6 protein-coding genes are annotated in these 10,784 nt (G+C 63.0%); 4 read left to right on the top strand and 2 right to left on the bottom strand.

Annotated elements, in window-relative coordinates:
• Nucleotides 1-115: 115 nt before the first annotated feature.
• The 3 genes from V5E97_RS31765 to V5E97_RS31755 are packed head-to-tail and all read left to right on the top strand — an operon-like array spanning nt 116 to nt 5,910.
• Complete coding sequence (locus V5E97_RS31765) at nt 116-3,217, top strand: PSD1 and planctomycete cytochrome C domain-containing protein (protein ID WP_406695562.1); 3,102 nt, start codon at nt 116-118, stop codon at nt 3,215-3,217.
• Between the two features lie 5 nt (nt 3,218-3,222).
• Nucleotides 3,223-4,647, top strand: a complete 1,425-nt coding sequence (locus V5E97_RS31760; RefSeq protein WP_406695561.1) for a DUF1501 domain-containing protein — start codon at nt 3,223-3,225, stop codon at nt 4,645-4,647.
• 57 nt (nt 4,648-4,704) lie between these two features.
• Nucleotides 4,705-5,910 carry a sialidase family protein gene (locus tag V5E97_RS31755; RefSeq protein ID WP_406695560.1) on the top strand — a complete coding sequence of 402 codons (1,206 nt, stop codon included), beginning with the start codon at nt 4,705-4,707 and terminating at the stop codon, nt 5,908-5,910.
• A 161-nt stretch (nt 5,911-6,071) separates the two neighbouring features.
• On the opposite strand, the gene V5E97_RS31750 is transcribed toward V5E97_RS31755, so the two are convergent.
• Both V5E97_RS31750 and V5E97_RS31745 read right to left on the bottom strand, forming a co-directional pair.
• Nucleotides 6,072-7,379, bottom strand: a complete 1,308-nt coding sequence (locus V5E97_RS31750) for a c-type cytochrome (RefSeq protein ID WP_406701249.1) — start codon at nt 7,377-7,379, stop codon at nt 6,072-6,074.
• Nucleotides 7,379-9,133 carry a PVC-type heme-binding CxxCH protein gene (locus V5E97_RS31745; protein WP_406695559.1) on the bottom strand — a complete coding sequence of 585 codons (1,755 nt, stop codon included), beginning with the start codon at nt 9,131-9,133 and terminating at the stop codon, nt 7,379-7,381. The genes V5E97_RS31750 and V5E97_RS31745 overlap by 1 nt, the downstream gene beginning before the upstream one ends.
• A gap of 256 nt (nt 9,134-9,389) precedes the next feature.
• Here V5E97_RS31745 and V5E97_RS31740 point away from each other — a divergent pair, with 256 nt between their 5' ends.
• On the top strand, nt 9,390-10,730 hold the full coding sequence (locus V5E97_RS31740; RefSeq protein ID WP_406695558.1) for a peptidoglycan-binding protein: 1,341 nt from the start codon (nt 9,390-9,392) through the stop codon (nt 10,728-10,730).
• The last annotated feature ends 54 nt before the right edge of the window (nt 10,731-10,784 follow it).

Below are 10,784 nucleotides of genomic sequence, written 5' to 3'. Positions count from 1 at the left end.
TGCAGGCGAGGGCGCCCGCGTTCCCAAGGAGAGAGACCAAGCCGCTGTAACGCTCCAAGGTCAAATCAACTGGCGATCCAAAGTTCTCAATCCCGAACCGGATCCGTGACTCATCATGCGACGTATCACCAACCCACTCGCACGAAGCGCACAGGCGGCCCGGTTCGGACCTGCGAGCGTCGCCGCCTTCGCTCTGCTGTCGTTGCTCATCATCGGTCGCTCAGCAACCTCCGTGGAACCGCCCACCCAGGCCGAAGCGATCGACTTCAACCGCGACATCCGGCCGATCCTCTCTGAAAACTGCTATCAATGCCACGGCCCTGACAAGAACCAACGTAAGGCCGACTTGCGGCTCGATCTCCGCGACTCAGCCCTGGAACTCGGGTCCATCGTTCCGAGCAAGCCCGAAGAAAGCGAACTCGTCGCGCGGATCTTTAGCGATGAGCCCGACGAGGTCATGCCCCCCCGCGAATCTCGCAAGTCGCTCACCCCCGAGCAGAAGCAAAAACTGAAACAGTGGATCAACGAGGGCGCGGTCTACAAAGGGCATTGGGCCTACGAAGTGCCGGTCCGGCCCCAGGCCCCCACCGGCCCTCAAGGGATCGACCAGCTCATCGAGCAACGACTGGCAAAGGTCGGAATGCCCCCCTCGGCCGAAGCCGATCGCCGGACCTTGATCCGCCGACTCTCCTTCGACCTGGTGGGCATCCCCCCGACGCCTCAAGATGTCGACAATTTCATCAATGACAACTCACCCGATGCTTATGAGAAACTCGTCGATCGGCTCTTGAACTCCCCCCACTACGGCGAACGGATGGCGATCGACTGGCTCGATGTCGTTCGGTTCGCCGATACGATCGGCTATCACTCCGACACCCCGCGCGACGTCTGGCCCTATCGCGACTACGTGATCCGGTCGTTCAACCGCAATACCCCCTTCGACCAATTCACCATCGAGCAACTGGCCGGCGACCTCTTACCTGGTTCGACCCAGGAACAGAAAGTGGCCTCATGCTTCAACCGGCTCCTCCTGACCACCGAGGAAGGAGGAGCCCAGGCCAAGGACTACGAAGCAAGGATGCTGGCCGACCGCGTTCGGGCTGTCGGAACCGTCTGGCTCGGCCAGACCCTGGGCTGCTGCCAATGTCATGATCATAAGTACGACCCCGCGAAAGCCGCCGACTTCTATTCGATGGGCGCCTTCTTCGCCGACATCGAGGAACCGATCATCGGCAAACGCGAGCCCGGGATGATTGTGACCGATGCCCAGCAGGCGAAAGAACGGGCGAGGCTTGAGGCCAACGTCAGAGAGGCCAAGGCTCGCCTCGCGGCTCCTGGAGCCCTGATTACGGCCGGCCAAGTCGCCTGGGAAAAGGCGGTTCTGGCCGAGGCGAGTCAAACGGACCACTGGATCGTGCTTCATCCTGCAACGGCCGTCGCCACCCAAGGGGCGAAGCTCAACGTAGGGGCCGACGGGGTCGTTCAGGTCGAAGGCAAGTCGCGCAGCGGCAACGACACGTACCAGCTCACGTTCAAAGCCCCACTGAAAGACATTCGAGGACTGCGACTCGACGCCCTGGTGGATTCCTCGCCCTCCACAAAAGGGCCGGGACGCGCGGGCAACGGCAACTTCGTGCTGACCGAATTCCGCGTCACCGACGTTCAGGGAAAACCGGTGGCCCTGGCGCACGCTTCGGCCACCTTCGAGCAGTCGGGCTTTCCCGCCGTCTCGGCGATCGATGGCAAAAACGGGCCGAATAATGGGTGGGCAATCGCGGGGGCCACGGAGACGGACAATGCGATCGTCTTCGAAACCGCCAGGCCCCTCGGTGATGGCACACCCACCGCATTGACGCTGACGTTGCAGCATCAGCACGGGACCGATCACACGCTCGGCCGGTTTCGACTCCTGGCCACCACGTGGGCACCTCCTGTCCGTGCCCCTCGGACGATGATTCCCCCTTCCAGCGTCTTCGAGGCGATCCGGATCGCCCCGGACCATCGAACGGCAGCGCAACGGGACGCGTTGGCCGCGCACTATCGCGTGATCTCACCCGAAATCCGCCCGCTCCGGGACGCCCTGGCCACGGCAGAGCGGGCCCTCGCAAGTTACGAGAAATCGTTGCCCCGGTGCATGGTCTCGAAGGCGATGAAAACGCCCCGCACGGTGCGAATCCTGCCTCGAGGGAACTGGCTGGATGAGACTGGAGAACGGGTACGCCCCGCGCTTCCTCAGTACTTGACGCCCCAACGGACCAACGAGGATCGTACGCTCACGAGGCTCGACCTCGCGGATTGGCTGGTCTCGCGGGAAAACCCACTCACGGCACGCGTTTTCGTCAATCGGCTCTGGAAGCAATTCTTCGGCATCGGCCTCTGCAAAACGGTGGACGACCTCGGATCGCAAGGGGAGTGGCCGGCGAATCAGCCGTTGCTTGACTGGCTCGCGTGCGAGTTCGTGGACTCGGGCTGGGATGTCAAACGACTGGTACGAACCATCGTCACCAGTCGAACCTATCGGCAGGTTTCGACCGCCTCGAAGGAGATGCTCACCCGCGACCCAGAAAATCGGGAACTGGCCCGACAGAGCCGGTTCCGGATCCCGGCCGAGCTGGTGCGCGACAATGCCCTTGCCGTTGCCGGCCTGCTGGTCCACGAGGTCGGTGGGCCGAGCGTCAAACCGTATCAACCGGACGGCTACTGGGAGAATCTAAACTTTCCGCCCCGGCAGTACGTCGCCGATCGCGGGGCAGGGGAGTACCGCCGGGGCCTCTATACCTGGTGGCAACGTTCGTTCCCTCATCCCAGCATGATTGCCTTTGATGCGCCGAGCCGGGAGGAGTGCGCCGCCGAGCGAAGCCGATCGAATATCCCCCAGCAGGCGCTCGTGCTCTTGAACGACCCCACCTATGTGGAGGCCGCGCGGGTGCTCGCGACACGGATGATCAAAGAAGGGGGAACCGACCCAGCCGCCCGGATCGACTGGGCCTGGCGGCAGGCCTTGCAACGGCCGCCACGCCCTGAGGAGTTGGCCCGCCTGATCCCGCTGGTCGAGCGCCATCGGCAACAGTTCGAGAATGACGAACCGGCCGCAAGAGCGTTTCTCATGGTTGGCCAGTCGCCCCAACCAGCCGGCATCAGCACGGCCGAATTGGCCGCCTGGACCAACGCGGCCCGCGTGCTCCTCAACCTCCACGAAACCATCACCCGGAATTGATCGCCATGAGACGCAACTTCGCAGACGACTCAATGCGGGTGACCCGGCGCAGTTTTCTGTCGCGAACCGCCATGGGGGTCGGCGGGGTCGCGCTGGGCTCGTTGTTGAATCCCGCGCTCCTGGCTGCGTCACCGCGAGGCGGTGTCGATCCCTTGCACCATGCGCCCCGGGCCAAGCGGGTCATCTGGCTCACGATGGCGGGAGGCCCGTCCCACCTCGAGACCCTCGACTACAAGCCCGCTCTCGCGGCCATGGACGGCAAGCTCATGCCCGAGAGCTTGACCAAGGGGCAGCAACTCGCCCAGCTTCAAGGGCAGAAGCTCGTCTGCTTCGGACCTCAAACTCAGTTCAAAAAGTACGGCCAGTCAGGCGCGGAGATTTGTGACCTGTTCGGGAACATCGGCTCGGTCGCGGATGAACTCTGCATCATTCGCTCGATGACGACCGACGCGATCAATCACGACCCCGCCCACATGTTTATGAATACAGGCTCACAGATCGCCGGCCGACCGTCGATGGGTTCGTGGGTCCTGTATGGTCTGGGGAGTGAGTCTGAGGATCTCCCCGGGTTCGTCGTGCTGACCTCGCTCGGTCGCGGCGGACAGAATCAGCCGATCGCCGCTCGCCAGTGGTCGGCGGGCCTCCTGCCAAGTCGCTATCAAGGGGTTCACCTCCGAGGCAAAGGGGATCCAGTCCTCTACCTCAGCAATCCGCCGGGCGTGTCCCGCGACCAGCAGAGCGACGTCGTTCAGTCGGTCAACGCGATCAACGCCGAGTTCGATTCGCTGGTGGACGACCCCGAAATCGCGACCCGGATCATCCAGTACGAAATGGCTTTCAAGATGCAGGTCGGGGTCCCCGACTTGATGGACACCGCCGCCGAACCGAAGTCGATCCTCGACCTCTACGGCTGCCAGCCGGGGGACGGCTCGTTCGCCTCGAATTGCCTGCTGGCGCGGCGGCTCGCCGAGCGTGGCGTCCGATTCATCCAGCTCTATCACAAGGACTGGGACCACCACGGGGGCGTGAAAGAGGGGATTACCCTGAAGGCCCAGGAGGTCGACCGCGCCTGTGCGGGCTTGATCCTCGACCTGAAGCAACGCGGGATGCTCGAAGACACCCTGGTCGTCTGGGCGGGTGAGTTTGGCCGCACTCCCATGTCACAAGGGGGAAACGGACGCGACCATCACAACAAAGGCTTCTCGATCTGGCTGGCCGGGGGAGGCATCAAACCGGGTTTCAGCTTCGGGAAGACCGACGAGTTCGGATATGCCGCCATCGAGAACGTGGTCACCGTTCACGACTTGCACGCGACGATGCTCAAGCTCCTGGGGATCGACCACCTGCAATTCTCGGTCAAGTTCCAGGGCCTCGACGCCCGCCTGTCCGGGGTAGAGCCCTGCCGCGTCGTGAATGAAATCCTGGGCTGACCGATCTCGGATGGAATCGACCGGAACGCCTGGATCAAGAAAGAAACGGTTGAAGCAATGCGAAAATTTCTACGACGTCGATCCCTCAAGCATGCGCTCCTGATCGCCTGGTTCGTCGGCAGTTTTGGGACAGACCAGAACGTCACCTTCGCGCAGACTCCCTCTGAAGCAACGCGCGGCACGCAACCTGCCAAGAGCCAACGCGATGGGCTCACGCAACTCGACATCTTCGTGGCCGGGCAAGATGGATACAAGTCTTTCCGCATCCCCTCCCTGCTCGTCACCCCGAGAGGCACGGTGCTTGCCTTCTGTGAAGGGCGAAAACACACGAGCGGCGACAGCGGAGATATCGACCTGGTCCAGCGCCGAAGTACGGATGGAGGAACCACCTGGGGACCCTTGCAGGTGATTGCCGACGACGGCCCACACACGATGGGGAATCCGTGCCCCGTGGTCGACCGCGAAACGGGGACGATCTGGATGCTCATGACCCGCAACAACGGGCAGGACAAGGAACCCCAGATCCTTGATGGATCGAGTCGAGAATCAAGGTCTGTCTGGGTGATGAAGAGTAGCGACGAGGGACTCTCCTGGTCGCCCCCGGTTGAGATCACCAAGCAGGTCAAACCTCCCGATTGGACCTGGTACGCGACCGGTCCCGGTGTTGCCATTCAACTCGAGAGCGGGCGCATAGTGGTCCCCTGCGACCACTTTCTCGCCAAGAGCAAAATCGGTCGCTCGCACGTGATCTACAGCGACGACCACGGAGCGACCTGGAAACTGGGCGGGGTCGCGGGTGAGCGAGTCAACGAGTGCCAGGTCGCCGAGCTCAGCGATCGAACTCTTGTGCTGAACATGCGCAATCATCCGCCGAAACGAGGGCAAGGCCGGGCGATCTCGACCAGCCGCGACGGCGGTTTGACCTGGACACCCCCCAGCCTGGATCTCACCTTGATCGAACCCGGCTGTCAGGCCAGCCTGATCTCGCTCAAAGACGAGCAAGGACGCATGTCGAATCGCTTGCTCTTTTCCAATCCGGCCAGCGCCAAGCGCGAACTGATGACGGTGCGTCTGAGCGACGATGGGGGAAGGACCTGGCCGCGACACAAGCCCCTTCACGCAGGCCCGTCAGCCTACTCGTGCCTGGCAAGCCTGGCCGGACGGGGTGTCGGCTGCCTCTATGAACGAGGCGAGCGCGGACCGTACGAGCGAATCACGCTCGCTCGGTTCGACCTTGACTGGCTGGCCTCCGATCCCAATTGATCCCTGGAAAACAACGCCCTCCCCAAGCGAGGTCTGATTCCTCCCGTAGCGCGGGCACAGTCCACCATGCAATTGATGACTAATAAGATCATCACATAGTGGTCCGTGCCCGCGATACGGGAATAGCCAGACCAGCCTCTGCAATCAAATTCCTGATTTGACTATTTGTCGCCGGGCGGCAGAGGAGCCTGGGACCGCTGGGCCAGGTAGGCGATCAGGTCGCGGATCTGTTCCTGGGTCAGTGGATCCAGGAGCCCTTCGGGCATCAGGGACAGGGGCGATCCCTTCTCCCGTTCGATCTCGCTGTGTTCCAGGACCAGGCTCTCGGTCTGGGTTTGCAGCGTGAGGGTGCGGTCGGTTCGCGAGCGGACCAGGCCGTTGAGTACGCGTCCGTCTTTCATCTCCACGATGACCATCCGGAAATCGGCACTGACGGCCGCGCTGGGGTCAATGATGTTCTCGAAGAGATAATCGAGGTTATCCCGCCCGGCCCCGGTCAGGTCGGGGCCAATCTCGCCCCCCTGGCCATACAGCTTGTGGCACGATGCACAGACCTTGTTGAACGTGACCCGTCCCTGGCTGCGATCGGCTCCGGCGAGCACCGACGAGGTGAGCGCCCCCTTGAAATGAGCCATCTTTTCCTTCTTATCCGAGGCCGTCTCACGCTGCTCGCCCCAGACCTCGGAGAGCCGACTGAGCACTTTCGGATCTGCCAGGCTCCGGATCTGCCTCGCGTGGAACGGGGTCAGGTCCGCGCGGGGAATCTTGCCGGCGGCCACTTGATCCAGCAAGGCCAAGGCGAACACAGGGCGGGATGCGAGGGTGTCGATCACCGAACCCCGTTCCGACGGGTGGAACGAGCGGTAACTCGCGGCCAGGCTCCGGCCGATCCCCGGGTCGTTGAATAGCGCGAGTCCGCGCACGGCCGTGGCGTTGAGGTGGCGGACGCGAAGCAAACGCTCGCAGATCGACCGCAAGTCGGCTGGTCGACTCTCGATCAACGTCTGAAGCGCCGCACGGCGGGCGGTCAGATCGGACTTGTCATCGAATGCCAGACGCCTCACCTCCTCGAGAGCGCGGCCATCTCCGAAGAGCACATTCAGCTCACGAACGCAAGTGCTTACGGCAAGATCTGCCGACGTGTCGAGCCGTCGAGCAAACGCCTCCCAAGAGGCGGGTCGAATCGCTTTACGCCAGCCGAGAAGTCCCTCGGAGACTCCGAACACGACATCGGCCTGAAGCGCAGGATTGTGACTCGCCTCGGCATTCTTCAAGAGCTCATTCAATGGCAGGGGGTTCTTCTCGATGTCTTCCGCCAGGCGACGTGCGATCAGCCGACGGGTCACCAGCAAGTCGCACTCCGCCCCCAACCGCGCGAGCGCCGAGGGGTCGGTATCGCCAACCGGAATCAAGCCGTACCAGACGAGCAGGGGAATGTTATGGTCGTCCGCATCCTCCGCTCGCTTCATCAAGGCGCGGCCAACTCGGCTCGCTGCGCGATGGGCAACCTCTGGAGCGTCGAGGCCAAAACCAGCCGAACCAGTCCCGAACGATCCTCCTTCGCCATCCTCACAAATTCGACGAGCCCGCCCTCCGGTACGGCGACCGCCGGGCCAATCCGCTGGCTGGTCACTGTGTCTAAAGGCATCCGGTCGGTCAGCAGCCGAATAGCCCAGGCGCGAATGGCTTCGTGCTCATGGCCGAGAAGCTTCCGAAGCAACTCCTCGTCGGCCACTCCCATTGCATAAAGCGACCAGAGCGCCCGGAGTTTGCGGACCGGATCGGGATCATCGACCAGCATGGTGCGCAACGCCTCGCGGGCCTGGTCGAGGCGATCGCCGCTCATCGATCGATCGGCGAGTTGTCGGCGGGCCATGCGAACAAACCATTCGTTGGAATGGCGGTGGAGATCTGCCAGCGAACGCTCGTCACTCTTGGCCAGGTCGCCCACAACGGCCCGCTTGGGCTCACCGCGAGTGATCTTGTAGATCCGGCCCGAGGTCCGATGCACTCCGGTGCTGTCGTGGCATTCACCCGTGTCGCTCCAGTCGAGCACGAACACGCCGCCGTCTGGCCCATAGCCCAGGTCGATCCCACGAAACCAGGTGTCGGCCGCGAAGAGGCGGTCGGGTTCGTGTCGCCCCACGTAGCCGCTGCCCGATCGATCGAGCCGCTCGACATTGACGCGGCGGCCGTGAAAGTTCAGGGTGAACAACTTGCCGCGATCGGCTTCGGGCCACTGGTCGCCCAGGTAGATCATGGCGCCGCTGTGAGCGTGTCCGCCCCCGCGACGATCGTGCTCGCCCGTGACCTTGCGGGAGTCGGACCAGTCCTTCGAGTGATCCCAGTGCCAGTGGTCCGCATGCTGGTCGATCAGGGCGTAGGTTCTCGGGTTCGGGTCGATCGTATGCGGGCGGACGAAGTGGCTCCCCGCGACGGCATGCCAGAGATGGCCGTTGACCGTATTGACGAAGAAAGCTTCGCCGAATTCGTTCCAGTCGTGTCCCCAGGGATTCGTCGTCCCATGCGTGAGCGCTTCGACCCGCTTCTGCGTCGGGTGGTAGCGCCAGAGGCCCCCGTTCATCGGAATCCGCTCCGGGTCGGCCGTCCCCGGCGTTCCCAGGCGGCCGGGGGACGAAGCCCCGCAGCGCCCATAGAGCCAGCCATCGGGCCCCCACCGCAGTCCATTGGCGAAATTGTGATAGTTCTCAGCAGGGACGGTGAACCCATCGAGCACGACTTCGGCCGCCGCATCGGGCACATCATCCCCGTTGCGATCGGGGATGAAGAGCAACTGAGGAGGACAGAGCAGCCAGACGCCCCCCTGACCCAGCTCCACGCTTGTGAGCATCTGGACATTGTCAGTGAAGACCTTGCGTTGGTCGGATCGACCGTCACCATCGGTATCTTCAAGAATGATAACCCGGTCACGCAACCCGAGATCGAACCGTTGCGTCCGCTCGGCATAGGTGTAATTCTCGGCGATCCAGATCCGCCCGCGCGCGTCCCAGGCCATCGCGATTGGATTTTGCACCTCGGGTTCGGACGCGAACACGTTGACCCGAAATCCCGGGGGAACGCGGAACGAGGCGGCCGACTGGCTCGCGGTCATCGCCGATCCAGGGTCGGGCTCCGTGTTCCGGAGCGCGGGGAAATCGTCGGCGATTGCGGTGCCGGCCGCGATCACGACGAGGAGGGTTGCGAAGCTCAATGATCGTTTCATAGTCGTGATCGGGCCAATGGTCGATGGGTGTTCGTTTCGATGATCTTCCCTTGCGCGGAACGTCAAGCCAAGTCATTACTCCGAGAAGATTCGCACGGCCATCGGTCGCCCTTGGTTTTGAAACGATTCGCGAAATGAAAAGGCTCCTTGCAACAGGACGCAAGAACGATCACGATCGTCTTGAGCCGCAAGCAAGTGCTCGCGGCAAACTCACGCCCCGTGGTCCTTGTTCATCCCACCGAGAGACACTCCAGGCATGCCCTTCTCAAGACAGGTCACAACGCCCCCCACCCCTCGAAACCATCGCCTACGCTTCGGCTCCCTGGCTCAGGCCTTCGGGGCTTCGCTCTGCCTCTTACTCTTGAGTGTGCTGACCGTTGAAGCTCGGGCCCAGACCGCCACGGCTGAGAAAACCAAGCAGAGCAGCGCGGGCTCGAAGACAAGTCTCAAGCCCGGCGACAATGGAGCAGCCGTCGAAGACCTCCAGCGCCGGCTCAACGAAGAGCTCAAGCCCTCGCCACGCCTGGACATCGACGGCGACTATGGCGACGCGACGAGCGAGGCGGTCACCCGCTTCCAGCGTGCGAAAGGGCTGCGAACGACCGGGATCGTCGACGAACGAACCCGGACCGCCCTGGGAAACAAGCCGATCGTCGTGCCAGCCGTCCCGACCCCCGATAAGATCAATGTCGAGACACCGGTCAAGAATCCCCCCGACTCCCTCGACGGCCCCCCGTTCGTCTCAGCGAAAGCGTGGGCCATTGTTGACGGGCGTACCGGCGAGCTCCTTTGGGGCGATCAACAGGCCGAGTCGCTTCCGATGGCCAGCACGACCAAGATGATGACCGCGCTGATCGTGGGCCAGATCGCCGAGCGCGACCCGAAGGTACTAGATGAGATCATCACCTTTTCCGAACGGGCGGACGAGACCAGCGGATCAACTTCGGGCGTCCGCGCTGGTGAGCAAGTGACGGTCCGCGAACTGCTCTACGGCTTGATGCTCCCCTCGGGCAACGACGCCTCCGTGGCCTTCGGCGAACATTTTGGCGGGCGACTCCAAGAGTCAGGCAAGGCGTCGGACAAAGCCGATCCCTTGCCACGGTTTATCGCCGAGATGAACCGCGTTGCGACCGAGCTTGGCCTGACGAAGACGCGATTCGCCAACACGCACGGGCTCCCCGCCGCAGACCACCACGCCAGTGCCGGCGACCTGGCCAAGCTCGCACGTCACGTGCTCAAGCATCCAGTCCTGGCCACCGTCGTCTCGACCTCGAAGCGAGGATGCACACTCAAGGACGGAGAGGGCAACACACGGAATATCGTCTGGTCGAATACAAACCAACTCCTCGGCACCGAAGGATACGACGGCGTTAAAACCGGAACGACCAACGCGGCGGGCGCCTGCCTCGTCGCCAGCGGCCACCGCGGTGACGATCACCTGATCGTCGTCATCCTCGGCGCAGCGACGTCGAATAGCCGCTACCTCGACGCGAAAAACCTGTTTCGCTGGGGCTGGATCCAGCGCAACCACACCGCTTCAAAGGTTCCCGCCGAAGCGAATGGGCGTCCCGCCGCCGGCTCGCCGACGAAGTCGTAATTCAGGTGGGCTTGGTCTTCCTTTGAAATCAGTGCCTCCCCTGAGCGTCCCGGA

Source organism: Singulisphaera photorubra (assembly GCF_045290345.1).
Taxonomy (GTDB): Bacteria; Planctomycetota; Planctomycetia; order Isosphaerales; family Isosphaeraceae; genus Singulisphaera.
Note: the sequence above shows the minus strand (reverse complement) of the source record. Positions and strands in the feature narration are given on the sequence as shown.

Bases quoted from the DNA above. Each gene is read 5' to 3' on its own strand.
- V5E97_RS31765 (WP_406695562.1), top strand. From the start codon at position 116: ATGCGACGTATCACCAACCCACTCGCACGAAGCGCACAGGCGGCCCGG.
- V5E97_RS31760 (WP_406695561.1), top strand. From the start codon at position 3,223: ATGAGACGCAACTTCGCAGACGACTCAATGCGGGTGACCCGGCGCAGT.
- V5E97_RS31755 (WP_406695560.1), top strand. From the start codon at position 4,705: ATGCGAAAATTTCTACGACGTCGATCCCTCAAGCATGCGCTCCTGATC.
- V5E97_RS31750 (WP_406701249.1), bottom strand. From the start codon at position 7,379: ATGAAGCGAGCGGAGGATGCGGACGACCATAACATTCCCCTGCTCGTC.
- V5E97_RS31745 (WP_406695559.1), bottom strand. From the start codon at position 9,133: ATGAAACGATCATTGAGCTTCGCAACCCTCCTCGTCGTGATCGCGGCC.
- V5E97_RS31740 (WP_406695558.1), top strand. From the start codon at position 9,390: ATGCCCTTCTCAAGACAGGTCACAACGCCCCCCACCCCTCGAAACCAT.